General features: G+C 49.0%; 18 protein-coding genes. 2 read left to right on the top strand and 16 right to left on the bottom strand.

Going from position 1 to position 26,338, the window contains the following annotated elements; translation table 11 throughout:
* From WKT05_RS07650 to secG, 4 genes are all read right to left on the bottom strand, one after another.
* A partial coding sequence (locus WKT05_RS07650) for a leucine-rich repeat protein (protein ID WP_340413611.1) occupies window positions 1–4,707 on the bottom strand: 4,707 nt, incomplete at its 3' end.
* Between the two features lie 59 nt (window positions 4,708–4,766).
* Entirely contained in the window at window positions 4,767–9,023 is a 4,257-nt protein-coding gene (locus WKT05_RS07645; RefSeq protein ID WP_340413610.1) for a S8 family serine peptidase, read from the bottom strand.
* Window positions 9,024–9,491: 468 nt separating this feature from the next.
* Window positions 9,492–11,495: a sodium-translocating pyrophosphatase gene (locus WKT05_RS07640; RefSeq protein WP_251374966.1), complete on the bottom strand. Its 2,004-nt coding sequence runs from the start codon at window positions 11,493–11,495 to the stop codon at window positions 9,492–9,494.
* A 12-nt stretch (window positions 11,496–11,507) separates the two neighbouring features.
* Entirely contained in the window at window positions 11,508–11,741 is a 234-nt protein-coding gene (gene secG / locus WKT05_RS07635) for a preprotein translocase subunit SecG (RefSeq protein ID WP_215508672.1), read from the bottom strand.
* A 162-nt stretch (window positions 11,742–11,903) separates the two neighbouring features.
* Between secG and WKT05_RS07630 the strand changes: the two genes are divergently transcribed.
* Together WKT05_RS07630 and WKT05_RS07625 are read left to right on the top strand one after the other, a co-directional pair.
* Entirely contained in the window at window positions 11,904–13,529 is a 1,626-nt protein-coding gene (locus tag WKT05_RS07630) for a gamma-glutamyltransferase family protein (RefSeq protein ID WP_340413609.1), read from the top strand.
* A gap of 22 nt (window positions 13,530–13,551) precedes the next feature.
* The gene (locus WKT05_RS07625; protein ID WP_340413608.1) at window positions 13,552–13,776 is read left to right on the top strand and encodes a hypothetical protein; all 225 of its coding nucleotides are present in this window, start codon (window positions 13,552–13,554) and stop codon (window positions 13,774–13,776) included.
* A 53-nt stretch (window positions 13,777–13,829) separates the two neighbouring features.
* Here the strand turns inward: WKT05_RS07625 and WKT05_RS07620 are convergent, their stop codons facing one another.
* The 12 genes from WKT05_RS07620 to tpiA form a co-directional block, all read right to left on the bottom strand.
* Entirely contained in the window at window positions 13,830–15,239 is a 1,410-nt protein-coding gene (locus WKT05_RS07620; RefSeq protein WP_340413607.1) for a phospholipase D-like domain-containing protein, read from the bottom strand.
* A gap of 78 nt (window positions 15,240–15,317) precedes the next feature.
* Window positions 15,318–16,112 carry an ATP-binding cassette domain-containing protein gene (locus WKT05_RS07615; RefSeq protein WP_340413606.1) on the bottom strand — a complete coding sequence of 265 codons (795 nt, stop codon included), beginning with the start codon at window positions 16,110–16,112 and terminating at the stop codon, window positions 15,318–15,320.
* Window positions 16,105–17,088 carry an ABC transporter ATP-binding protein gene (locus WKT05_RS07610; protein WP_340413605.1) on the bottom strand — a complete coding sequence of 328 codons (984 nt, stop codon included), beginning with the start codon at window positions 17,086–17,088 and terminating at the stop codon, window positions 16,105–16,107. Before WKT05_RS07610 ends, WKT05_RS07615 begins: the two co-directional genes overlap by 8 nt.
* Window position 17,089: 1 nt before the next feature.
* Window positions 17,090–17,941: a nickel transporter permease gene (gene nikC / locus WKT05_RS07605; RefSeq protein ID WP_215508676.1), complete on the bottom strand. Its 852-nt coding sequence runs from the start codon at window positions 17,939–17,941 to the stop codon at window positions 17,090–17,092.
* Window positions 17,942–17,950: 9 nt separating this feature from the next.
* Complete coding sequence (locus WKT05_RS07600; protein ID WP_340413604.1) at window positions 17,951–18,877, bottom strand: ABC transporter permease; 927 nt, start codon at window positions 18,875–18,877, stop codon at window positions 17,951–17,953.
* A 72-nt stretch (window positions 18,878–18,949) separates the two neighbouring features.
* Entirely contained in the window at window positions 18,950–20,479 is a 1,530-nt protein-coding gene (locus WKT05_RS07595; RefSeq protein WP_340413603.1) for an ABC transporter substrate-binding protein, read from the bottom strand.
* A gap of 96 nt (window positions 20,480–20,575) precedes the next feature.
* The gene (murA, locus tag WKT05_RS07590; RefSeq protein ID WP_340413601.1) at window positions 20,576–21,841 is read right to left on the bottom strand and encodes a UDP-N-acetylglucosamine 1-carboxyvinyltransferase; all 1,266 of its coding nucleotides are present in this window, start codon (window positions 21,839–21,841) and stop codon (window positions 20,576–20,578) included.
* 144 nt (window positions 21,842–21,985) lie between these two features.
* Window positions 21,986–22,363 (bottom strand): lactoylglutathione lyase, encoded by a 378-nt coding sequence (gene gloA, locus WKT05_RS07585; protein ID WP_340413600.1) that lies wholly within the window; start codon window positions 22,361–22,363, stop codon window positions 21,986–21,988.
* Window positions 22,360–22,803: a SixA phosphatase family protein gene (locus tag WKT05_RS07580; RefSeq protein ID WP_340413599.1), complete on the bottom strand. Its 444-nt coding sequence runs from the start codon at window positions 22,801–22,803 to the stop codon at window positions 22,360–22,362. The genes gloA and WKT05_RS07580 overlap by 4 nt, the downstream gene beginning before the upstream one ends.
* Before the next feature lie 9 nt (window positions 22,804–22,812).
* Window positions 22,813–24,090 (bottom strand): phosphopyruvate hydratase, encoded by a 1,278-nt coding sequence (eno, locus tag WKT05_RS07575; RefSeq protein ID WP_340413598.1) that lies wholly within the window; start codon window positions 24,088–24,090, stop codon window positions 22,813–22,815.
* A 9-nt stretch (window positions 24,091–24,099) separates the two neighbouring features.
* Window positions 24,100–25,611 (bottom strand): 2,3-bisphosphoglycerate-independent phosphoglycerate mutase, encoded by a 1,512-nt coding sequence (gpmI, locus tag WKT05_RS07570; protein ID WP_340413596.1) that lies wholly within the window; start codon window positions 25,609–25,611, stop codon window positions 24,100–24,102.
* Window positions 25,604–26,338 (bottom strand): triose-phosphate isomerase, encoded by a 735-nt coding sequence (tpiA, locus tag WKT05_RS07565; RefSeq protein WP_215508684.1) that lies wholly within the window; start codon window positions 26,336–26,338, stop codon window positions 25,604–25,606. Before tpiA ends, gpmI begins: the two co-directional genes overlap by 8 nt.

Below are 26,338 nucleotides of genomic sequence, written 5' to 3'. Positions count from 1 at the left end.
TTTCTTTATCTCCTTCGTAAAAGTTAGCGTTATTGTTTGCTCAATTCCATCTGCAGTTTCTGCCAGTAATTCTACAGTGCCCGGCTTTTTCCCATAAACACGACCATCTGGAAGTAGCCTTGCAATCTTTCTCTTTGTACTTGCCTTCGACCCGTAGCTAAAGATTAGATTTTGATTTGTCGCTGTTTGAGGGGTAAAAGTGCCTACAATTTTAAACGGTTCATTTAAAGCGTGTTCTGTTTTTCCATCCAGAGTACCCAACTGAAGTTTTTCTATGGGGGTATATTCGCCTGACGGATTGGCTACAACTTTAATTTTACTGTATCCGGTCTCCGTGTCATTAAAGTTTTCATCGCGCCGATTACGGTAAACGACATATCCGAACATGGACTCTCCTACTTTTTTAGCGTAAACTGTTCCGTCCGGTAAAATTGCAATGTTCTCATCATATGGCTTTGTTGCGTACGACGCTTGCGTATAGAATGTTTCGATATCTGTTAATGGATCGACAACATAATCTGATGGATCTGCCTTAAATTTAAGTTTTACTGAAGTTCCCACCGGAATTTCGTAGGTTTCTTGTTCCGGCATAATGGATTTGATCGCCGGTAATGCCGAACGTACTGTTATTTCAATATAATCAGCAAATCCCTCCTCATTCAACACTGTGACAAGGGTCTTCCCCGGCTTTTTCCCTTTAATTACTAGTTTGTTTCCTTCCAATTGGGCGTCGATAATCTCCTTATTAAAATCTAATTTAAGGTTTTCAAACTCCGCTCCTTTTATGGAGGTATTCAAAGAATAACTCGTCGATTGACCTACAGCAATCACATTTGATTGATTATTATTACGCCATATTTCCACATCTGTCGCTTTGGGTGCCACGATCTCTAATTGACACTCTGCGGTCAAACCATTTTTGCTCGTCGCTACAACGGTGATTTTTCCCGCCTTTGGATAGTATCCGCTCTTCGCTACAACAGTTGCTTCAAAATCTCCTCTCTTGTCATAAGGAATACTTGCTTTTCCTACGCTTCCACTTTTAATTTTCCAGCTTTGAATGACATCTCCTGTCCCATCTGGTGTGAAAATGGCTTTAATCTTTGCTTCTTCCCCAAATGTTATAGTCTTTTTATCCGACTCAAGGGTTAATTTCTTTTCTACAGGTTTTTCGCTATCGCCCACTGTAATGTGACATGTTGCGGACGTTCCGTTTGCTAGTGACGCTTTAATCGTCGCCTTCCCTTTGCTTTCAGCATACACTTGCCCTTGTCGGTCCACACGAACGATTCCTTCCGGCTCTACTTCCCATTGCATTGCTTTCAATACGTTGCTCGATATTTGAGGGCTAAACTCCAATTGTTTTTGTTCGTATTGTTGCATGCTTAGCTCTGCTTCCTTAAAAGCGAGAGTTTTTGGGTAGATCGTTTCGTCAACAATAGCATAAATCGACGACGCAAAATCTTTGATTGCCACATTAAACAGCATTTGTCCATCATGCTCAATCGGCTTAACCGCTGTGTCATCAAAACTTCCTTGATCCGTTTTCCGCAATAGTTTTACGGTTTTCACATCAAACTGATCATTGACAGGGATCTGGAGCATACCTTTTTCCAGTTTTCCTCCGTTTAACGAAATTTGGAAAATTTGGGCATGGTCGTAGTTATCTATCTTATTGTTCTTTTTAACCACATTTAACGTTATCTTAGGATCCATTTCGCCGCTAACCGCAATGCCGGTTGCCGCATCTTTTATAATCCTCTCATGTTTTTGAGATAAAAGCTCTTTCAAGTGTTCCGGACTATTATATTCGATGTATCGAATACCTTTTTCTATGGCAAACTGTTTACCTGGCGACGCTTTAAAAGGCGTGTCAGCCGGAACATATAAGGTGACATTTTTATTTACTTTTTCCAACGCATAGTCCGATCCAAACTTTACAAAAGTGGTAGGTACTACAATGCGTTCCAAACTCGACATACCATCAAAGGCAGCCGGTTCCGACTGCAAAAAGCCTTCCGGAAGGTCCAAATGCGTCATCGCACTGCAATCTCTTAGGGCATAAAGTTCCAGGTATTTAAAATCTTCCGGCCATTTTATGTCCTGCAATGCTACACATTTTTCAAAGAAACATTGCCCGATACTCTCTGCCTTGGCATTGATGGTAACACTTTTTAAATCCTTACATTTCTTGAACATGGAATCCCCAAGGATTTCAACCGTTTTCGGAATCGTACAATCAACCAGTCCACTCTCTGCAAAAGAAGCAGTGCCCAATTCTTTAAGATTGCGGCTAATGGTGATGTGCTTTAATGCTTCCGCACCTTCAAGAGCGCCCGGCCATGTTTTTGTCACCTTATGTCCTTGAACAGACTCGGGAATCGTATAGTCCGGTCCTTTACCGCTGGGGTAAATTTGCAGGCAATAGGTATTATCTTCAACGTCTCGGTTTTTAGCAAAAATAACGCCATCTTGCTCAATATATTTATTATCTTCTACAGGTCCTGCCAGTTTAACTTCTTTTATTGCCGTACTTCCCTTAGTAATATTCCCTGTAATCTCTTTTACATGTTTCGGTAAGACGAGCGTTTTCAGTTTTGGACATCTGGCAAAGGCATCTAATCGAATGGTCAATTGGGTACCACCCGGTTCAAAGGTCACCTTTTCCAAATTGGGCATATTCTCAAACGCTTCATAACCAATCGTTGTAACACTGGCAGGTATTGTTATTTCTGTAATCTCTTTATTACCTTTTAAGGCTTCCGACTTAATGCTTGTTACACTACTTGGAATTTCTACTTTCCCGCCGGGTCCATGGTAACCTGTTAATAAGCCATCCTTAATTAGGCAATATCTATCACTTGCATTTTTTCCTTCTACGGTTACATGGCAAGACGCCTTTAAACCGTTCGATGTTTTTGCCACAATTGTCGCCGTTCCGGGACGTTTGGCGTACAAGCTTCCTTGCTGATCTATCATTGCAATAGAAGAATTATCAGACTCCCATGTTACTTTTTTATAACTAACATTGTCAGGCGTGAAAATAGCTTGTAATTGTTGAGATTCTCCTGCTTTAATAACGAGCTCCTTCGGCTCTAATTCTAAGCTCGATGCCATAATGGAATGGTCTACTATTCCATAAATGCCCGTATTGTTTTGTGGCAAGAGCAATTCATTCGTTTCAGCAGCTAATGACGATGGCAACAATATGGCCTCATCTCCCGAAAGATCATAAACAGCCGTTGTTTTTCCGTCATAATAATCCTTTAAGGATATTGCCAATGATGTTTTCGACGATGATGAAGTGCCTTTGGGAATGAGCCCTATATTCAGAACCTTTTTATTTCCCACATTGGGGTCCTTTATCTTAGATAGCAACTGATCGCTTTTTTCTTCTACTACACTGAGATTGGTTCCTATTGGAAATTTACCCTTTAAGGACACACCATATTGATCATTCCGCAAAACCATATCTAAATCGCCAACATCTGCAGGTGATACTAACTTTTTCAGGCGATACCTACGCGCCTTAAGGTCTTTAACAAGTTCATTCTTTTCCAGCCATTTATCTGCGAAAGAATTCATTTCGACGTATACTACCAAGTCTCTTGAGCAGTTTTCAAAAGGATCATAGTTTAAACCCATCTGAATCGTCGACGGAATGGCGACACGAGATAAGTTCTTGCAGCCGTCAAAAGCACCGATTTCAACCAATGACAAGCTATTGGGCAAATAAACACTGTTTAATGAAGTGCAGTTTTTAAAAGCGTCTGCTTCAATGCTATTGACTGCTTTTGGAAAATTAAAGTCTGTCAATGCTGTGCAGCCATAAAAAAACCGATTGGGAATGGCTGTTATATGGTCAGGCAGATGTACTTTTTGTAGCTTGGAGCAACCTTCAAATAAAGAAGATCCTACACTTTCTACTGTATCCGGAATATACACTTCGGTTAAACTCGTATCTCTAAAAGCAAACCAATCTAAACTCTTAATGGAGGGTGTTATTTCTATTCCCTTTAAGGTTTTAACACTTTCAAACGCGCCGGCAAAAACAGATGTTACAGGTAATCCATCGACTGTTTCCGGAATTTTATAGTTTTGAGGGTCTTTTCCTGCCGGATAGGCTTGGAGTTTTAAAACAGGTGGATCTATAAGTTCACTGGGTGTGTTTGGCTTTGCAGCCTTCCCGAATAAAACACCATCTTTTACAAAATAATTTGGGTTCCCCTTCGCTACCTTGATCTCTTTTAAGGCAGACGATCCCTTGAAAACATTCGCCACAATATAGTTCGCATGTGCAGGAATCTCAATGGTGCTGAGCTTAGGACAATATGAAAATGCGTCGCTGCGAATTGTAAGCGTCGTTCCCGGCTCAAACACGACCTCCTTCAACGCTTTACACTTTTTAAATGCATCCCATTTTATATTTTGAACACTTCCCGGAATTGTAACTTTGGTGATATTATCATTTCCTAAAAAAGCATTCTCTTTAATGGTTAGTACAGTATTGGGAATGACAATTTCTCCTCCGTCGCCATTATAGCGTTCCAACGTTCCATCTTTTATTTCGAATTCCCACCGTTTATTTTCTTTAACATACTTTTGATTTGAAGACGTTTTTACCTGAGCAAATACGTCTTTCGACAATGACATGCCTAGGATGAAAACCAGTGCCATCAAGCAGGCCATTACGTTTTGCTTCCTCATTTTTACCTCCTTAAGTTTGGTAAAGCTACTTTTCAGGTGTAATGTGTTTTTATACAAGCCTATTTACACGCCTTTAAAAACTCAGCATATGCCCAGTGGCTTCGCGGTAAATCGCTATACATAAGTTCTTTTTTTCCATCTTCCGCACTCAATTTAAAATATCTATTGAGAATACAAACCGCTTCTGCACGAGTAAGTGCACGTTGAGGTTTAAAGCTTCCATCGGGATAACCTTGAATATAACCCGCATCAAGTGCATTTTGAATGGCGTTTTGTGCCCAGTGTCCCTCGATATCATTGAGAACATTGCTCTTCACACGAACCGCTGATTGGTTGCGCATAAGGACAGACACTATCTCTGCTCTTGTCATCGGCTTATCCGGCTTGAAGCTTCCATCGGGATAACCTTGAACCCATTGATTCGTCACAGCCCATGCAATAGCATTTTTCGCCCAGTGGTTTTCTGTATCGGTCAATCGAGTTCCCTCTTGTGACTTGCTGCCATAAGCTTCATACAAAATAGTGACCAACTCACCTCTTGTAATCAATTTCTCAGGACGAATCGTTCCATCAGGATAGCCATTCAAGTACGGAAGGAGATGTTTTGCATTCTTTTGGACGACCTCTTCTTTCGCTTGCTCTACATCTGCTTGTTGTATTCTCGGCGTAGGTTGAACAGGTTGAATGATAGGTATTGTTCCACTACCTCCGCCCGGTTTATGATCCGGCTTCGGCGCAGGTCCCGGCTCCGGTGTAGGATCCGGCTTCGGCGCAGGTCCCGGCTCCGGCGTAGGATCCGGCTTCGGCGTAGGCACCGGCTCTTGTTCCTGTTCCGCTTTTACAACCTCAAAATTAATCGTTTCAGAAACATCTCCACACATTGCTATAATAGAAACCTTTCCTACTCCTTTAGCCTTCACTTTATAGCTTCCTTCTTCATGGAGAATTTCAGCCTTTGTAACGTCACTACATTTTACCGTTATGTCGCCTTCTGCGTCAGTCGGTTCTTTCGCTAATTGTAACTCTGCTACTTCTCCGATTTTCAGCTTAGAAGACGATAGTGCCATGTGAATTGCCTTAAGTTTCGGTCTCTGTTCTTCTTGAATAAAAGGCTCTTTTAAGGAAACGAGCGGACTTATGCTTTCATTGTTCGCATAATCTATTAAAGCCACACGTACTTTCTCTTTATCCGAAAGTACCCCTTGATCAAGACGAAGCTCACGCACTACTTCTTCACCTTCATTCTCATGAAGAATAGCTGTTTCCGGTACATATTTTTCTTTATCACTTTCAGGCCCTAATATCATATAACCTTGTAAATAGTGATTATCTTTCATATGCAGTCGAAGCCAACGCGAACCATCTGCCTTTTTTATCAATTCGTGCTTTGTAAGTTCAGGCTTCTGATCATCTAGGAAAATATCATAAGACGCCATTTCTTTCTTATCGCTATTTAGGTACTTTCCTTCAATACTATAAATGTAGTGACCTGCCGGCAACTTAGGTAGCTTCTCTAGCCAATTACCGCGATCTCCAGCCGGCAATACGGCATGGTGTTCTTTATCATAGGTGCTTTTCCCAATTAAATGATCTGTGTTCTCGTAATGAACCACTCCTTTTGCATCGGTCAATTGATAGGTAAGTCTTTCCATATTTCTCAAAAGTCCCAAAGAAAGGCTAAAAGTGTCTATTTGTGGATTGAACTTTTCATTAATTTTACTAATGGCTAATTTGCGTCGATCATATTTTCCTTTCATGCCTTTTTTCAGAAAAGCATTATTTCCCAAAGTTTCTAAACGCGCATACTCGGAATCATAAGATCCGTTACTAATGCCCAATAACGTCGCAAATCGAGCCGGTTCTTCCTCACTGTAAATATCCTTGTCAAATGCCGGCTGTTTCGTCCAGTCGCCATAGAACCCTAAAAATGGAATCGAAAGCGGTATAGTTTCTTCATCCCCTCCTTCTAACAGGACAAAGCCGTCAATATAAATTCCGTTATCGAACACCGCTAATTTCTTTTTCCCTTTTTCTGTTAAATCAAGGGACACTTCTATTTCCTTTGTTTCCCCTGGGGAAACTTTTACCGTGCCGGGTCCTTTAATAATGACATCTTCTTCTGTCAAGGGCTCAGCTGCTTGTGCCATATATTGCTTTCCAGCCACTTCTCTTAATGCTTCGGTCAAAACAATTGGCTTTACTCGATACACCCTTTCTCTGTCATCACGGCTGATTACTTTAAATTTCAGCTGAAAATGACCCTGCTCATTAGCTCCGAGTTCCAGCTTGGGTTTTCCTCCTTCCAAATTTGAAAGATAAGTCTTTGTCTTAACCGCCCGATTAATATTCAACAAGCCTGCCCCTTGTTTTCTTGGAGAGTAATATATTTCATTTTGATCTTTTTGTGGTATCGCAGTGCTCATTAGAACGTTTTCTTCAAGGTTTCGCCTTGTTATTTTGTCTAGATTTTTAATACCTTCATTTTCCATCATGGCTTGATGTAACACCATTAAAGCACCACTAACATGTGGCGCAGCCATAGATGTTCCCGATAATGTTTTATTCCTTCCATTCAAGTATGCCGAGTAAATATTGCCTCCCGGTGCTGTTATTTCAGGCTTGATTTTTAGATCTGGAGTCGGCCCCCATGACGAAAAGTCCGACATTCTTCCACCAAACTCATCCGGAATATCTGTAAAGTTTCCACTGGGAATAAGAAGTTCCTTTTTAGTTTGATCGAGCATGTATTCACCCATACTCTTGCTAATGGCAACACTTGGAATCCTACCAGTCGTCACCATCTTCGGTATTTCTCCGACCGCATTGTCATAGACGACCATACCTATAGCTCCATGTTCTGCTGCTATACGCTCTTTTTCGGCAAAAGTAAAGGGATTTTCTCCCAACATACCGCCTCTTTTTACTAAGGCTATTTTATCTTTCACGTCTATGTCCTTATACGACTCTTCCAACCCCTCACCTACAGGAACATACTCAAGTGAAGCATTTCCGGTAAGCATTAAAAACATTTTTAATGCTCGCTCCTCGGAGTCAATATAAGGTATTTTTTTACCGTTTACTTCAAAATAATAAGATCGCACCGACTTATTGTTAATGCTGGCCACTGACATAGACGCATCGTACGTGGAAGGAGATGCTACGATTCCATTATCCGGGAATGATGGCTTTGGAAAGTCCACCGAAGGTTCTACGTGATAATAAGAGGAATTATTGTTTCCTGCCGCTACAAGTAAGTGTATTCCCGCTTCTTTTACTCCATTGTAGACACGTGCTGTTGTTTCGTCTCCTGCTATTGAAAAACCCGCATCCATGCCTAAACTCATGTTAATGGCATCGACACCTAAAGTGACAGCATCTTCTAATGCACTAATAATCGCCGTTTCAGAAGCACCGCCTCCCTTGTCACCAAACACTTTCATGATGACCAGCTGAGCATCGGGTGCCACACCTTTAATTTCTCTGCCATTCCCTGCCACAATCCCTGCGACATGACTCCCGTGACCTACCCCGGTTGCAACATTATAGTCGTTTCCCGCATAATCAAATGCAAATGGAACTTTTGGGCCCTTATAGACAACATCTGAAGATATCTTCCCAACTTTCATTTTGTTATCAACAATGATTCTTTCGATATCCTTTTTACTGTATTTAGGTTTTAAAGGAAAAGCATTCGTAAATGCATTGTGATCCAAATCTAATCCTGTGTCTATAATAGCTACTGCTGTGCCTTTCCCTGTATAGCCGGACTCTTGTAAAACTTTAGCACCTATATAGGGAACGCTATGTATTACCTGCGGTATGTTTTCCTTTACAGGTTCTACCAGTGCATAGTGACGTTCTAAAAAAACATTTTTCACGCCTGGTATCTTTGCTATTTTTTTAATATCCTCTTGGGATCCTTCTAAAGCAAAACCTGATAAAAGTCTTGTAAAAGAAACCTTCGCATTTGTACCTGTAATGGCTTCTACCTGTTTCTTTACGCCTTCCTGAGATCGCTCTATTGCGTCTTCCGTTCTTTCTCCACTTGCACTTTTTGCAAATAAAGAAAAACTTTTGTAACCTTGATTTCTCAGGCTATAACGCTCCACCAACGAAGGCGCATCCAACTCAACAATAAGCGTTCCTTTTTCTTGTCGCTGGGGACATGTGATTTCATTCTCCTTCTGAAACAAAACAGATTCATGCTTATAGCCCTGAGCATTAATGCCTACTGAGCCGGAAAAAGTTAAGATAAAGGCGAGCAACCACACCATTCCCGCTCTTAAAAAAACATTTTTTCTTTTTAAAACTTCCATAGTTTCCTTCTTTCTGCTATCCAACGAAGCATCGGCACTCTCTTTTGAAACATAAATTTAAAACATTATGACCTGCTGCCTTCATCAAAACTACCTTTTTCCTTCTTGCAGCATCTTTTTAATCACAGGTCTGCTCTTCCCCTTAACTGTAGTTTCACTTAGTTTTTCACCCCTCTCTGTTGACAATTGATCCATTGTGTGATTCTATTCCGGCAAGCATAACTCAGCGGATTACGAATCACATGTTTTAATGATATTGATAATCGTTCTCTTGACATGTTAGCATACTTTCGTTTATTTGTCACCTTCTGTGCGAAAATATATTTTGACCTATGTCAACTATTGGTGAGTCTTACGCAAACCAGGCTCTTTTGTACATTAGAAACCCCCGGCATAACCGGGGGTTCTAATGCACAAAAAAACAACTCGCCGAAGCGAGTTGCTTATAATTTGATCGAGTGGGATCGACTACATAAAGATGCCGCCGAATTGTACAAAGAGCGGTGCGAAGACCAAGGAAACGATGGTGATCAGTTTGATTAAGATGTTCAAACTCGGTCCGGACGTATCCTTGAAGGGGTCGCCGACGGTATCGCCGGTAACGGCCGCTTTGTGTGCATCGGAGCCTTTGCCGCCGTGGGCGCCGCCTTCGATGTGTTTCTTGGCATTGTCCCAAGCGCCGCCGGCATTACTCATAAAGATAGCCATTAAGACGCCGGTAACCAGTGCGCCGGCTTGCAGACCACCTAATGCTTCCGTGCCTAAGCAGAAGCCGACAACTAAGGGCACGATCACGGCGATGATGCCGGGAACGATCATTTCTCTTAATGCGGCGGTGGTGGAAATGTCTACGCATTTTGCGTATTCCGGAGTCGCTTTTCCTTCCATGATGCCGGGGATGTCTTTAAATTGACGACGTACTTCTTCGATCATGGCCGTGGCCGCATTGCCGACTGCGCTCATGGTTAAAGCGGAGAAAGCGAAGGGCAGCATGCCGCCGATGAAGGTCCCTGCGATAACGCCGGGCTTGGAAATATCGATGCCTGCAAGGCCCGTAGCTTGAATGTAGGAAACGAACAAGGAAAGGGCGGTGAGGGCTGCAGAGCCGATGGCGAAGCCCTTGCCGATGGCAGCCGTGGTGTTACCGACGGCGTCTAAGGAGTCGGTAATGCCGCGGACTTCTTCGGGGAGTTCGCACATTTCGGCGATCCCGCCGGCGTTGTCGGCGATGGGGCCGTAGGCGTCTACAGCGATGGTGGATGCGGTGGTTGCCAACATACCTACTGCGGCCAAAGCAATGCTATAAAGGCCGAAGACCGGGTTTTCGTGGCCGCCGCCTAAAGCGTATGCAGCGATAATGCCGATAGCCAATACGATGATCGGGCCGACGGTGGACATCATGCCCACAGAGAGGCCGGCGATGATGTTTGTGGATGCGCCGGTTTCCGATTCGTGTGCGATTCGTTGAACGGGCTTATAGTCGTCGGCGGTGTAGTATTCGGTGATCTTGGAAATAACCAAGCCGACGCAAACGCCGATGATGACGGGCCAGAACAAGGTGAGTTCGCCGAAAATCATGTTTGCGCAAATACCGGAGACGATAATGGTGACGCCGGATGCAATATAGGTGCCCATGTTCAATGCTTTTTGCGGGTTCTTGTCCCCTTTAACGAAGAACATGGAAATAATCGAAGCAATAATACCGATGACGGCGATGGAAAGGCCGTATTGAATCCCTTTGTCTTGGGAAGCCAGGAAACCTAAGGTAATAACGGAAAGGAGTGCGCCGACATAGGATTCGAACAAGTCGGCACCCATACCTGCCACGTCGCCGACATTGTCGCCGACGTTATCAGCGATAACGGCCGGGTTTCTCGGGTCGTCTTCCGGAATACCTGCTTCAACTTTACCGACCAAGTCGGCGCCGACGTCTGCAGCTTTGGTATAGATACCGCCGCCGACACGGGCGAAGAGGGCGATAGAGGATGCCCCTAAGGAGAAGCCGGTGATGATTTCAGCATCGCCGAACCACAGGTAGAAGACGGAAATCCCTAAAATACCTAAACCGACGACGACAAGACCCATAACGGCACCGCCGGAGAAGGCGATATCCAGGGCCGCTGCCATGCCGCTTTTGTGGGCGGCGTTGGCGGTACGAACATTGGCTTTGGTGGCCGTGTTCATGCCGATGTAGCCGGCGGTAACGGAAAAGATGGCGCCGACGATGAAGCATACAGCAGTGCGCCAGCCGATAGCGAATGTTAAAACGGCGGCCAATACGACGACAAAGACGACGAGCGCTTTGTATTCACGTTGTAAAAAGGCCATGGCTCCTTCGTGGATATAGCCGGAGATTTCTTTCATCCGATCGTTACCCGGATCTTGCTTTCCTACGTAGGAAGATTTCATAAGACCGAATAAAATAGCTATAATACCGACGATGGGAGCGATGAATAAAATATTAATATCCATGATTCCTCCTGATTATTGCATAACTGCTACAAGCAAAATAGTAGCGATAAAAAAGATTGTCGAAGAGACCATGGTAATGCGCTTGAGCATTTCCTTGCGACTGGTCCCACGATTGGTCCCCCATTCCGACGACGGCGAGCTACCGTCTAAGGTACCCAAGCCCACTTGATTGGATTCCTGAACGACGATGGCCCAAATGGTCGCGATGGCCGACAGGGCGACGATAACACTGATAAATGTAGTCATATTTACACCTCCTCGATCCAAACTATCTATCAATAACATTACTATCCTAACATAATCCATTGTGTATTGCAATTGGAAGCTGCCGCAAAAAGGCTTGTTTTACGCATTTTACTGGTTAGTTTTAGAGAGAAGGGCTATAATCATCTTAAAGGAGTGAAGCCATTGAATCAGACCTATCCCTATCCTTCGAAACGCAGTTTGACCTACGGCCGCGCCATGGCTCTTGCCTCCAATCCCTCGGCGGCCGCGGCGGGCAGAAAAATTTTAGAAGCGGGGGGCAATGCCGTGGACGCATCCGTCGCCATGGCCGCCGCCCAGGTGGTGGCAGAGCCCACCTCCAACGGCCTCGGGAGCGATCTTTTCGCCATCGTCGCCATGAACGATGTGCTTTACGGTTACAACGGCAGCGGCAAAAGCCCCGCCGCCATTTCCCTCGCCGCCATGAAAGAAAAAAATTGCGAGGCCATGCCGGAGTTCGGCATCGAAGCCGCAGGGGTTCCCGGCGCCGTACGGGCCTGGGCGAACATTCATAAAAAACACGGCCGCCTGCCCTTTAAAGACGTGCTGGCTCCCGCCATAGAATACGCTGAAAAAGGCTTCGTCCTCTCCCCCACCGTGGCGCGGCTATGGGCCATGGAGCTCGAAAAAAGACGTGCCAATCAAGGTGCTCTTTACGACGGCTTTTGGGCGCAGTTTTCTTTTGAAGAAAAGGCGCCGGAGGCGGGCGATGTAATTACTTTTCCGGACATGGCCCGCACATTAAAATCCATTGCAGAAGACGGCGGAGAAAGTTTCTACGAAGGGGCCATCGCCGAAAAAATCGACGCCTTTATGAAAGCCCACGGCGGCTTTATGCGAAAAGAAGATCTCGCCGCACAGAAAACCTTAGAGGTTGAGCCCCTCTCCCTTTCCTTCGAAGGAGCCGAGGTGTGGGAGCTGCCTCCCAACGGCCAGGGCATTTCCGTCCTCATGGCCCTGGAGATTTTAAAGCACAAGCCCACGATTCCCGACGACGAAAAAAGCGCCCACGTCATCGCCGAGGCCATTAAGCGGGCCATGACCGACGTGGCGAAATACGTGGCCGATCCCGAATTCATGTCCCTCTCCTCGGAGGATCTTTTAAATCCCGAGTACCTGAAAAAATGCAGCGATGCAATCGGCGAGAAGGCGGAGATCGTTCACTACGGCAATCCCTTGGATCGCTCCACGGTTTATTTCTGTGCAGGGGATAATGAAGGCAACATGGTCTCCATGATTCAATCCAATTACGACGGCTTCGGCGCGGGCATCGTCGTGCCGGAGACGGGGATCTCTTTAAACAACCGCCTCTTGAATTTCACTTTCGAAGAAGGCCACGACAATTGCCTCGCCGGGTCCAAGCGCCCCTACCACACGATTATCCCGGGCTTTTTGACGAAGGAAGGCAAGCCCTACGGCGCCTTCGGGGTTATGGGCGGCTTTATGCAGCCCCAGGGCCACGTGCAGACTCTCCTTCAGCTCTTGCGCTACGGGCGTAATCCCCAGGCAGCTCTCGACGCGCCCCGCTTTATGTGGACGGGAGATAAAGACCTCGTCGTGGAAGAGGATTACAACGAGAAGGCCGTGGAGGAATTGATTCGCCGGGGCCACCGAGTGATTCGACCGCCCCACGATTTGGACATGGGCCGGGGCCAATACATGCTCTACGACCGGAAGCGAAAAATTTATGTCGGCGGCACGGAAAAGCGCTGCGACGGCACCATCGCCGTGGCGGACTCGTTTCTTTACAAACCATTCGCCGGTAAGTAGAATAGTGGTGAGAGTTGATATCATGAAAAATTGGAAAATAAGGATTTTGCTCATTGCAGAATACTTTGTCTTTCTCCTTGCGGTAAACTACTTCGTTTCCAAGTGGCTCTACGGCCATTGGGAATTCAGAGATTTTTATACGAATACCTTTTATTGGGTCTTTCTGGGATCCACCATCTTTTTCAAAATCCTCATTTCCATCCTTCGCAAGCATTTTAAAAAAAGCGATACAGAAAACAAATATTGATTTTGCCCAATCAAAAACCGGAGACAACCACGTCTCCGGTTCTTTTTTTGCACTTACCAGGTGCATAGGCCCGTGGCCTCTTGGAACTTCCACAGGGGCCGAATGAAGAAGCGTTCGTCTTTGTACGCCTCAAAGGGCAAGGTGTACTCCCCGTCTTCGTTGGTCCAAATGCGGTGGAAGTAATTCTCCACAGCCATGTGCATGGGGGAATTGTATTCCATTTCCACGGCCACGTCCGTTTCCAAATTGTAGTTATCCAAATTTCTGCGGGTGAAATTGCCGCTCCCTAAAATCGCGAGAGGCTTTTCATCCTTGAAATCGAAGTAAATCATTTTCGTGTGGTATTGCTCGCCATGGGTGTTGTACCAGCGGATCTGAATGCTCGGTGCCTTCTCCTTCAGCTCGCTCAGTGCCGGGCGATTGGGGGCGCCGTTTTTCTCAAGCCCAAAGGCATCTTTGTTTAAGTCGGCGACGATTTTTACATCGACACCGCGATTGGCCGCCGCCTCCAAGTCCTTTAAAATGCGAAATTCCGACAAATAGAAAATGCCGATGTTGATCGAATCGCCCTTCTTGCTCTTGTTAATATTCTCGGATATGGCGTCGTAGATCGCCCCTTCGGTGATGACCTTCAGCCGATCCGGCGACGCAACCTCTTCGGCCTTGTAATCCTTTACCACAGGAGGCAGTTCCTTATAAAAGATGCTTTCCGAGCGAATCAAATCCTCTATGCCCTTCCCGCGAAAGAGGACGGCCACATTGGAATGGTAAGCGCTGGGGTCGTGGGGATTGGCGGAAGCCACCATGGCTTCTTTTTCGGAAATCACCACTTTTCGGTGATTGCCCTTGAAATTCATAAGCTTTAATACGGAGCGCACCGTCACCTTCTCCCCTTCTTTGGCGAAGAAGTTTCTGATGCGGCCCTTCCCCGCCGTGCCGAAGAACTGAATGTAGGCGCGGTAGCTGCCGGAGAACAGAGGATTGGAATCCCGCATGGAATTTAGATCCGTGACCACCACCTCGATGCCATTCTCTTTCAGCCGCTTTATATTGGCCCCTTCGTAGGCGCCGTAGAAGTTATTGATGGGATCCGTCACAAACAAAATGGGCATGGCGGGATTTTCACGCTTCTTTTCGATTAAAAGATCCGTCATGGCCGCCACCTGTTTCGGGCAGTCCACGTCCTTATCGTAAGTGGCATTAAAGAGGAAAAAATCCACCATGAGAAATTTTTCGGCCCCCTCGATCATTTCCATCTCTCGATCGAAAATTTTCTGCTCGTGCACCTTCTCCCCGTCTTTTACATAACTCAAATCATAGATAAATTCCGCCTCCGCCGGAGAAAATTCACCGGAGACATTACTTCCTTCAGGATTTTTCGTGGTCAGGCTATAAGCTGTGGGAATCAACCATAGGAGAAGAAGAATCCACAGGACGCGTTTTTTTCTCGATAATCGCTTCAATAGGCTCTCCTTTTTTCATCATTAGAACAAAAATGCACCGTCCCTCGGCGAAACATTCCCCGGGGTGGGTGCATTCATTTATTTGCAGTGGGGATCCATGGGCGGCACCGCCGAGAGGAGCTTTTTCGTGTAGTCCGCTTGGGGATTGTTCATGATGCTGTCTCGGTCGTTGATCTCCACCAGTTTGCCTCGGTACATAACGCCGATGCGATCGGCAATGTGTTCCACCACGGCGATGTCGTGGGAAATAAAGAGGTAGCTTAGATTTCGCTCCTCTTGAAGCTCTTCCAGAAGATTAATGATCTGGGCCTGAATGGACACGTCCAATGCCGAGGTGGGCTCATCGGCCAAGATTAAGGTGGGCTCCACCACCAGGGCACGGGCCACGCCGATTCTTTGCCGCTGGCCCCCGGAAAATTCGTGGGGGTAGCGGCCGAAGTGGGCTTTCGACAGCCCGCAGAGGCTCAAGGTCTCACGGGCTTTTTCCCGAATGTTTTCGCCACCTAAATTCCTTAAAGGCTCCATGACGATTTCCTCGGCGGTCATTTGAGGATTCAGGGAACTGTAGGGATCCTGAAAAATCATCTGCACGTCCCGGCGAATGGCCTTCAGCTCCTTGGCGTCGGCCTTTAGTACGTCCTTGCCGCGGTAGAGGATTTCCCCTTCGGCGTCGGGATAGAGGCCCAAAATGCAGCGGGCCAAGGTGGATTTGCCGCTGCCGCTTTCCCCGACGATGCCCACGGTTTCCTTTTCGCCTAAAGTAAAGGACACGTCGTCCACGGCGGTAAACATCTTTCGCTCTTTAGAGAACAGGGCTTTTTTCCCCACGGGAAATTTCTTTACTACGTGATTTAATGTCAACAGATCAGCCACAGCACGCCTCCCCTTCATAGAGGAAACAGGCGACGCATTGGCCCGGCCGGTGTTCCCTCAATCGCGGCACTTCCCTGCCGCAAATGTCCATGCGCTTGTCGCAGCGGGAATAGAATGGGCAATGCCCTTCCATTTCCGACGGCGGCGGCACATTGCCGGGAATGTTGTAGAGTTTTTCCCCGCGATTTTCCAGTGTCGGCCGCGCCCGCAAAAGCCCGATGGTGTAGGGATGGAGGGGCCGATCGAAAATCGTGCACACGTCGGATTTTTCCATGACCCTGCCCCCGTACATGACCACTACGTGATCGGCCATTTGGGCCACCACGCCGAGGTCGTGGGTAATGAGCATAATGGCCGTGCCCATGTCCCGCTGTAGGCTCTCCATAAGCTCCAGCACTTCTTTTTGAATGGTGACATCCAGGGCCGTGGTGGGCTCATCGGCGATTAAAAGCTTCGGCGAAGAGGCCAGGGCCATGGCGATCATGACCCGCTGCCGCTGCCCGCCGGAAAGTTCGTGGGGATAGACGCGGGCTTTGTTTGCCGCATCTTTAATCTCCACCATCTTCAGCATTTCCACGGCCTTCTTCTTCGCCTCGGCCTTGGAAAGGCCCATGATGCGACGGTAGACTTCCTCGATTTGAAAGCCGATTTTCAGCGCCGGATTCAAGCTGGTCATGGGCTCTTGAAAGATCATGGCCAGATCCCGGCTGCGGAGCCTGCGTCGCTCTTCTTTTTCCATGGATAAAATGCTTTCGCCTTTGTAGAGAATGTCCCCCTCTTCGATTTTTCCGTAGGGCTTCGGCAAAAGCCCCATAAGGGACAGAGCCGTCACGCTTTTTCCGCTGCCGCTTTCCCCTACTACGGCGGTGGTGGAGCCTTCTTCGATGGAGAAGGTGACGCCGTTGACGGCGTGTACCGGGCCGGAATCGGTGAAAAAGGTCGTATGCAGATTGTTAAATTCTATGAGTTTCGACATATTAACCCCTTTGCGTTGCATCCAGCGCGTCTCGCAAGCCGTCGCCGAAAAGATTCAAGGAAAAAATCGTAAGGGCGATGGCGAGACCCGGGAAAATGGTCATGTGCGGATAGTCTTGAATGTAGCTTCTGCCTTGAGAAAGCATGCCGCCCCATTCCGGCGTCGGCGGTTGCACGCCCAAGCCGATAAAGCTCAAGCTCGCCGCCTGCAGTATGGAGGTGCCAACGCCTAAGGTCGCCTGAACGATGATGGGGCCCAAGCAATTGGGCAGAATGTGGCGGAAGATCAGTCGGAAATTGGACGCGCCGCCGATTTTCGCCGCCTCCACATATTCCTGTTCCTTCACGGAAAGGACGCTTGCGCGCACGATGCGCGCGTAATTCGTAATCCCCGACAGGGACACGGCGAGAATCAAATTGCGAATCCCCGTGCCCAAAACGGTTGAAATGGCGATGGCCAAAATCAAGGACGGAATGGAGAGGATAATATCCACGAGGCGCATAAGCACATTGTCCACGCCGCCGCCGAAAAAGCCCGCCACGGCGCCGATAATGGTGCCGAAAATGACGGAGAGAATCGTGGCGAGAAAGCCGATGAAAAGGGAAATCCGCGCCCCGTAAACCACATTGGAAAAAATATCCCGGCCGAAATTATCCGTGCCGAAAAAATGTTGGCTCGAGGGGGATTGGAAGCGATTGGCGAGATTTTGTTCGTAGGGCACCTGTGTGGCGATCAGCGGCGCGAAAATTGCCACGGCGATCATCACTGCAATAATGACAAAGCCCATAACCGCCATTTTATTTTTCTTAAACAGGCGAAGGAGGTCGTAGAACCTGGATTGTTTTGAAATCATAGGGCCTCCTTATTGGTACTGGCTGCGCACGCGGGGATCCAAGAAGCCGTAGAGAATGTCCACGATCAAATTGAGCACGCAGTAGGAAAGGGAAATCAAGAGCACCGCCCCTAAAATCATGGGGTAGTCCATGGCGGAAATACTTTGCACCATGTGGCGACCGATGCCCGGAATGGAGAAGATGGTTTCCGTCAAGACACTGCCGCCGATTAAGGAACCGGTCAAAAGTCCGGCGCTGGTGAGTACGGGAATCATGGCGTTTTTCAGGGCGTGAACGAAGAGAATGTAGTGCTCTCTGAGCCCCTTGGAGCGCGCCGTGCGAATGTAATCTCTGCTCAGCACCTCCAGCATGGAGGAGCGGGTTTGGCGCATAATCACGGCCATGGATTGAAAGCCGAGGGCGAAGCCCGGCAAAATTAAGTGCTTAAAAGAGCGCAGCCCCGAGGAGGGCAGCCAACCTAATTTCACGGAAAACAGGAGGATAAAAAGCATCCCCGACCAGAAAATAGGCATGGACAGACCGATCATGCCGAAAAACATGGAAATCTTGTCGATCCAGGAATACTTGTACACGGCGCTTAAGACGCCGAACAAAATCCCGAAGATCACGGCCACGGCCAAAGAAAAGACCGTAAGCTTCACCGTGGCGGGGAAATATTCCTTCAGCGTGTCCCCTACGTCGGCGCCGGAGAGGTAGCTCTTGCCCAAATCGCCGTGAAGGGCCCCTTTCATGTAGCGTCCGTATTGAACGATAAAGGGATCGTTCAGACCCAGTTTTTCCCGATACGCCTCGATGGCTTCCGGCGGCGCCTGTTGTCCCAACTTCGCCACCGCCGCATCGCCGGGGGTTAAATACAGGAGGCCGAAAATGATGAAGCTCACGCCCAACATGGTGGGCACCATGAGTAGGAGTCGTCGAAGGATAAATTTGCTCATGCTCTCCTCTTTCCATACATTTCATACATCTTATGTAATAAAGACTCCCGAGGGAGCCTTTATCGTCGTGGTTTATTCAAACGTAATGTGGTAAAACTCGTTGCTGCCGCAGGGATCGGGCTCAAAGTTCTTAATGTTCTTTTGTGCGCCGATAATTTGCTCACCGTAAAGGGCGAAGATGGCCGGGCGTTCTTTAATAACCAGCTCTTGGGCTTCTTTGTAAACCGCTGCCCGTTCTTCTTCAGGTGCTCTCAGGCCCTTTTCGATTAAAGCATCCAGTTCCGGATTGCCGTAGAACATAAAGTTCGGTCCCACACCTTTTTTCGCCGTGGCATAGGTGGCGTAAAGGGGATAGTGGGGATCCACAACGGAAGGCGACCAGCTCATAATGAACATATCGTGTTCGTGGTCGGGCTTGCCGAGGGCGGACATATAGGCGTTCCATTCCATGGCGTTGATTTCAACATTTAAGCCGACTTCGGCCAATTGGGATTGAATAATCGTCGCCATGTCCTTTCTGGCTTGTTGGTCGTGAACATAAAGCTTCACCGTATCCCCTTCCTTGACCCCGGCTTCTTTTAAGAGGGCCTTGGCCTTTTCGATGTCCCGCTTTTCGGGCTTAATGGAATCGGAAATGGAGTAGGAAATATTCGGGTTCACCGGTCCCGTGGCGACTTTGCCGTGGCCCATGTAAACCGCATCGATGATGGCTTGCATATCCAAAGCGTAGGTCATGGCTTCTCTGGCCTTCGGGTCTTTGAAAATACCCCGATCCACGGTGAGGCCGATAAAGTGTACGGAGTTGTCCAGCTTCGTGTAAAGGGCCAGGTCTTTATTGTCTTCCACCTTGGATGCGTCGTTGGGCGCCACTTCCATGGCGATGTCCGCCTGGCCGCTGTCCAATTCGATGACGCGGTTGGCATCTTCCGGAATAATGCGGAAGACCATTTTCGTAAAGGCCGGTTTTTCGCCCCAGTAATTTTCATTGTAGCTGAGGGCGGTGTTGTCCAACTTCTTCCAGTCGTCCAACTTAAAGGGGCCGGTACCTACGGGATTGGTTCCCAGGGCTTCAGGATCTTTTTCCGTGGTGGTCTTATCTACAATCGATGCCGCCGGGTGGGCCAAAGCCGCCTTAAAGGTGGCATCCGGTGCCTTTAATTTAAATTTAATGACGTGAGGATCCGAGGTGTCGTAGCTGTTGGGATCGATTTGGCCGAAAATGTAGCCGTAAGCATCCGATTGAGCCACGCGGTTTAAGGTGTAGGCCACGTCTTCGGAAGTAAAGTCTTCGCCGTTAGAAAACTTCACGCCTTCTTTCAACTTAATGACATAAGTGACATCATCGGGCTGTTCGATGGATTCCGCCAGGCGGTTTTCCATGGTGCCGTCGGGTTTACGAACCACCAGGGGATCGTAAATTTGTTTAATGATGTTTTCTGCGTAAATGCTGTTTTGAATGGTGGGGTCCATGGACTCGGCATCGGAGGCTTGGGCGATAACCAAGGTGTCCTTGTCCTTTTCCGCCGTCTTCGAGCCGCCACCGCCGCAGGCCGTGAGCAGCATGGCCATAGCCAGGGCCACTGCCGCAAATTTTTTCTTCATGAACGATCACTTCCTTTTCATCATGGTCTTCTTCAGGCTGTATACTGTTTGGATAAAGTATACCCGAAAGAAAATCGGCGGAATCAAAATTTCCTTTTATACCTCGTCGCTTTCCACCCGGGAAATGACGGCACCGAGATTTCTGAACTTCTCTTCGATGTCTTCATAGCCTCGGTCGATGTGGTAGATGTCATGAATATGGGTCTTGCCTTCCGCCACCAGGCCCACGAGAATCAGTGCGGCTCCGGCGCGCAAATCGCTGGCGCGGACGTGGGCGCCTTTTAAATGCTTCGGCCCGATGACCACGGCGCTTCTGCCGTCGATTTTAATGTCCGCCCCCATTTTTTCAAATTCTTCCACGTGCATAAAGCGGTTTTCGAATACCGTCTCGATGGTCACATTGCTGCCCTTACACTGGGTCATATAGGCCATAAATTGGGCCTGCATATCCGTGGGAAAGCCAGGATAGGGCAGGGTCTTAATGTCGATGGCTTCGGGAATGGCCCGGCCGATGACGCGGACATTCTCCCCTTCTTCGATGACTTCGGCGCCGGATTCTTTCAGCTTGGCGATGACGGGCTTAATGTGATTGGTTATGACATTTTCCACGAGGACATCGCCGCCGGTAATGGCCGCCGCCACCATAAAGGTGCCCGCTTCGATGCGGTCGGGAATAATGGCGTGGCGCGCGCCGCCTAATCGCTCGACGCCGACGATACGAATGGTGGATGTGCCGGCACCGGTAACTTTGGCGCCGAGCTTTCTCAGGAAATTGGAAAGATCCACGATCTCCGGCTCCTTGGCCGCATTGTCGATAACCGTTTCCCCTTCGGCCAGTACCGCCGCCATCATAATGTTTTCCGTGGCGCCGACGGAGGGGAAGTCGAGATAGATCTTTTCGCCTACGAGCTTGTCGCAGGAGGCGGTAATGTTTCCGATGTCTTCGTGAATCTCCGCACCCAGTGCGCGGAAGCCTTTTAAGTGGTAGTCGATTGGCCTCGCGCCGATGGAACACCCTCCGGGAAGGGAGTTTTCCGTCTTGCCCACGCGGGCGAGCAAGGGCCCCATGACGAGAAAAGATGCCCGCATCTTGTTCATTAATTCGAAAGGCGTCTTGTATTCCGAGAGACCTGCGGAATTAATCTTGAGCTTGCCTTTGCCCAAAACTTCCACTTCGCTGCCCAAAGCCTCGAGAACCTGACACATAATGTGCACGTCTTGAAGCTCCGGCACTTCTTCCAGGTAAATATCCTCTGTCCCTAAAAGACAGGCGGCCAGAATAGGCAAGGCGGCATTTTTCGCTCCGCTAATGCGTACGCGCCCCTTTAGGGCAGGACTTTTTTCCACGACGATTTTTTCCAAAAATATTCTCCCCTTACTTCTGCTGATTTATTGAAAGGACCTCAGTCCTCATAATACAAATAGAACGCCGGGAGCATACACTCCGAGCGTTCTTATTGTATCATATTTAAAGCCGTCGCAAACCATGGTTTACGGCTTTTGTCATCAAATCCCTCGACGAATCACTTCCGTCTTATAGCCGTCGGGATCCGTGACGAAAAAGTAGCGGGGCGCTTCGCCGGGCAGGCCTTTTAATTCCGTCACATCAAAGCCTTCCGCCTTCATGCGGGCATGATCCGCCTCCAGATCGTCGCTTTCCACAGCCACGTGGCCGTAGCCGTCGCCGATGTCGTAGGCGCCGTGGCCGATATTGTAGGTAAGCTCAAGCTCCGCCTTGTCCCCTTCCAGGGCCAAATAGACCAACTTAAAGCCGTCGGCACTGTGGTCTTTTTCGCGGGTCACATGATAGCCCAGGGCCTTTTCGTAAAAAGCGATGGAAGCCTCTAAATCCTTGACGCGAATACAGGTGTGTGCGTAATTCACGACCTCACCCTTTCAATTTTGTCTACATAAACGCCCTTGTCCAAAATGGGATCATACTCGATTTTGTGAAGGCTCGCTTTTCTCACGGCCACCACTTCACCGGTGATCTCTTCGATGGTGTAGCCCAAAGAGGGTTGATGGGCGATAAACAAAATGGGCTCGTCGGTAATGTAGGTCTTCATGTTCCGCCAGCGGGTGGCGTCTTTGTAGCTCACGACCTTCACGTCGTGTACGCCTAATTTCTTCGCCATAACCTCCGCCGTTTCCACGGCGCGCTTATATTCCGAAACGATGATCTTTTGGGGCAGGGGCCATTCCCTGCGCAAGAAAGCTTCCGCCGTGTCTTCCGCTTGAAAAATACCTTCCCGGGTCAAGGCGCGCTCTTCATCGCGGGAAGCCACGTCTTCCGCCTTGCCGTGTCGCATTAAATATAAAATCATAATGACCTCTTATCTAAACAGATTTTTTCCCTCGTAGCGGGCCAATTCGCCCAATTCATCTTCGATTCGAAGGAGTTGATTGTACTTGGCGACGCGATCGGTTCTCGCCGGCGCGCCGGTTTTAATTTGTCCCGTATTCAGTGCCACGGCCAAATCGGCGATGGTTGCATCTTCCGTTTCGCCGCTTCGGTGGCTGATGACCGCCGTCATAGACGCCCGGTGGGCCATGTTCACGGCGTCGATGGTTTCTGTGAGGCTGCCGATTTGATTCAGCTTAATTAAAATGGAATTGCCCACGCCTTCTTCGATGCCTCGCGCCAAGCGCTTCACATTGGTGACGAATAAATCGTCGCCTACTAATTGAATCTTCTTGCCCAGACGTTCGGTGAGCATTTTCCAGCCTTCCCAATCGTCTTCATCCAGGCCGTCTTCGATGCTCTTCACGGGGAAGCGGCTCACGATGTCTTCATACCATGCCACCATTTCTTCCGCCGTAAGCTCTTTGCCTTCGCCTTTTAATACATAGACCTTTTTGTCGCTATCGTACATTTCCGATGCGGCTACGTCCAGGGCAAAGACAATGTCTTCTCCGGGAGTTAGGCCCGCTTCTGTCACGGCTTCCACGATGAGTTCCAACGCTTCCACATTGCTCTTTAAGTCGGGAGCGAAGCCGCCTTCGTCGCCGACGCCGGTGGAAAGGCCCTTGGATTTAATGACTTTTTTCAGGTGGTGATACACTTCGGCGCCCATGCGCAAGCCTTCTTTGAAGCTTTCGGCGCCGACGGGCATAATCATAAATTCCTGAATGTCTACATTGTTATCGGCGTGTTCCCCGCCGTTTAAAATATTCATCATGGGCACAGGCAAGGTGCGGGCGCCGACGCCGCCGATGTATTGATACAAAGGCAGGCCCAATTCGTCTGCGGCAGCTTTGGCCACGGCGAGAGACACGCCTAAAATGGCGTTGGCACCGAGCTTTGCCTTGTTTTCCGTGCCGTCTAAATCCAAGAGGGCTTCGTCGATGCCCAATTGATCCAATACGTCGTAGTCGAGAATTTCGTGGGCGATGACTTCATTAATGTGGGCCACGGCATTTTCAACGCCCTTGCCCAGGTAGCGATCGCCGCCGTCGCGCAATTCGATGGCTTCGTAGGCGCCGGTGCTGGCGCCGGAGGGAACGATGGCCCGGCCGAAACCGCCGGCCGCCGTGTACACTTCCACTTCCACCGTGGGGTTTCCGCGGCTGTCTAAGACTTCGCGACCATAAACTTCGATAATGCTGCTCATATTTGCTCCTTATTTCCATAAACTGCGGCCGGTCATGGCCTCGGGTTGTTTTATCTTTAATTCCTCAAGCATGGTGGGGGCGATGTCGGCGAGAACGCCGTCATCCAGCGCCCGATCAAATCCCACGGGAATGAGGAAGACGGGGTTGGTGGTGTGGGAGGTAACGGGATTTCCCGCTTCATCTTTCATCACGTCGCAATTGCCGTGATCCGCCGTAATCAACGCCCGCCCGCCTTTTTTGCGAATGGTTTCTACCACCGATTCCAGGCATTTGTCCACCACGCCCACGGCCTTAATGGCCGCATCGAGGTTTCCCGTGTGGCCGACCATGTCGGGATTGGCGTAGTTCACGATGTACACATCGGCCAAATCTTTTTCAATGGCGTTGATTAAATGGCTGCTCACCAGCTCCGCCCGCATCCCCGGTTCCATATCGTAGGTGGCCACTTTCGGCGAAGGGATCAAAATGCGGTACTCCCCTTTAAAGGGATTTTCCCTGCCGCCGTTTAAAAAGAAGGTGACGTGGGCGTATTTTTCCGTTTCGGCGATGCGCAATTGCTTCATGCCCTCACGAGCCAAGATTTCGCCGAGGGTGTCTTTAATTTCTTCCTTAGGATAGATCACGTGGGTGTTGGGAATGGTGTCGTCGTAATCGATCATGGTGACCACGTGCATATGAGGATAAACTTTTCGATCGAATTGATCGAAGCCTTCATCGGCAAAGGCACGCACGATTTCCCGCGCCCGGTCCGGGCGGAAATTGTAGAACAAGAACACGTCGCCGTCTTCCATGCGGCCCACGGCCTTGCCCTCACGTTCCAAATAGGCGGGCTCGAAAAATTCGTCGGTGTTGTCCGCCTCGTAGGACAGGGCGAAGATCGAATCGCTGTCGGTAAAGGCTCGGCCCACGCCGGAGGTGAAGAGGTCGTAGGCTTTTTCCACCCGCTCCCAGCGATTGTCCCTATCCATGGCGTAGTAGCGGCCCACGAGGCTCACGAGTTCACCGGCGCCCCATGCATTTAGCTTGGCCTGAAGCTTTTTCACTTCTTCCCGCGCCGATGTCGGCGCCACGTCACGGCCGTCTAAAATGCCGTGGATGTAAATTTTTTCCACACCGGCCGCCTTCGCCAGTTGAATCAGGGCGTAGAGGTGATCCCGATGGGAGTGCACACCGCCGTCGGAAAGCAGGCCCACCAAGTGCAGGGCGCCTGCCTTCGCCTTTTCAAAGGCCTCTTTCAGCACCTTGTTTTTCGCTAAGGTACCGTCTTCCGCATCTTTCGTAATGCGGGTAAGCTCTTGATACACGATGCGGCCGGCGCCGATGTTCGTGTGGCCCACTTCGGAATTGCCCATTTGTCCCGCAGGCAATCCCACGGCTTCGCCGGATGCCTCCAGCACGCCGTAGCCCTTTTTCATGAGGCTGTCGATAAAGGGCGTCTCGGCCATGTAAAAGGCATTGTTCGGCCCCGCTTCGGCAAGGCCCAGCCCGTCTAATATGGCCAGAAGCATGGGTTTAACCATGGGACGCCTCCCCGACGATGGCCTTAAACTCATCGGCCTTTAAGCTGGCGCCGCCGACGAGCACGCCGTCGATGTTTTCCTTCGCCACAAAGCCCGCCACATTGGAAGACTTGACGCTTCCGCCGTAGAGAATCCGCACCGTATCTTGAACGTTTGGATCCAAGGCGGCTCGCACCGCGCCGATGACTGCATCGGCATCGGCGGCATCGGCGGTTTTGCCCGTGCCGATGGCCCAAATGGGCTCGTAGGCCAAAGTGATTTTATCTAAATCTTCGATTCCCGCAAGGGAATCTTGTACTTGCTTCTTTAAAAAGTCGATTCGTTCGCCGGATCCGTAAACTGCTTCGCTTTCGCCGAAGCAGATAATGGGAAGAAGGCCCGCATCCAAGGCGCGAGCGGCTTTTTTCGCCACTGCCTCATCGCTTTCGCCGCGGCCGCGGCATTCGCTATGGCCCACGATGACGTAATCGACGGAAAGATCCGCGAGCATTTCCGCCGCGATCTCCCCGGTGTGGGCGCCGTAGGTATCTTCCGATACATTTTGCGCGCCGATGAAGACATCGGTGTCCTTAAGTGCCCGGGCCACCCGGTCGATGTGGGTAAATGGCGGGGCCACGAGCACGTCCACGGAGCTTGTGTCCACGTCCCGAAGGGCCTCGGCCAGAGCTTCCCCTTCAACCACGGTGGTGTTCATTTTCCAGTTTCCGGCAATTAACAACCGTCTCAT

Source organism: Peptoniphilus sp. HCN-40583, from assembly GCF_037892835.1.
Lineage (GTDB): Bacteria > Bacillota > Clostridia > Tissierellales > Peptoniphilaceae > Aedoeadaptatus > Aedoeadaptatus rachelemmaiella.
This window is presented reverse-complemented; position numbering and strand designations above follow the sequence as displayed.